We start from the raw sequence: 695 nt of genomic DNA, 5'->3' as shown, positions 1-695 counted from the left end.
ATGGCCGCAGCTTGCGGCATCTTGCGCTTGATCACGCGCAAGGCGTGCACGAAGCTCAATCGGTCCGGATCGAGTTGCCGCCCCCAGGCGGCCTGCTCCATGAGCTGGCGCACCGCGAAGTGCGCCAGCAGCAGGCCCCACAGTTCCTGCTCGACCAGGGGCGGCGTTTTGCTGCGCAGCACCGTGCTGCTCGAGCGCATGTGGGTCTTGATCTCATCGAAGACGCCCTCGATCTCCCAGCGTTCGTGGTACAGCGCGGCAAGCTCCAACGCCGGCGCGGCTTGGGGGTCCAGGATGTTGGTCACCAGGCGGTAGCTGTCTTGCACGGGCGTGGCCGAGTGCGCCAGCGTGTACTCGATCACACGCACCCGGCTGCCACGCTTGCTGGCGCGATCGGCCTGGCTGCCGTACACGGTGCTCAGATAGGAGCCGTCCTCGAGTGGCTGCTCCACGGGCAGGCCCAGGTTGGACTTGACGCGCCACAGCAGCCTGGCCCCGCTGGCGCAGACTTGGTGCCAGAGCTTGAAGCTGTAGAAGTTGCGGTCGGCCATGAGGAGCATGTCCGCCCTCAGTTTGGAGGGCAGCAGTTCGGCGGCCATGGCCACTTCGCTGTGGCTGTACGGTGCGATGGCCGCAGCCACCACCGCGTGGGTGCCGCATTCGACCAGGCCCAGCACACGCGCCTGCGGGAAGGC

The 695-nt window shown here is 67.2% G+C and carries 1 protein-coding gene; it reads right to left on the bottom strand.

Annotated elements, in window-relative coordinates; genetic code table 11:
- Positions 1-695 (bottom strand): IS4 family transposase (locus JHD63_RS22790; RefSeq protein ID WP_198973085.1); only part of this gene is annotated, 695 nt, incomplete at both ends.

Source organism: Xylophilus sp. ASV27 (assembly GCF_016428875.1).
In the GTDB taxonomy this organism is placed as follows: Bacteria; Pseudomonadota; Gammaproteobacteria; order Burkholderiales; family Burkholderiaceae_C; genus Xylophilus.
This window is presented reverse-complemented; position numbering and strand designations above follow the sequence as displayed.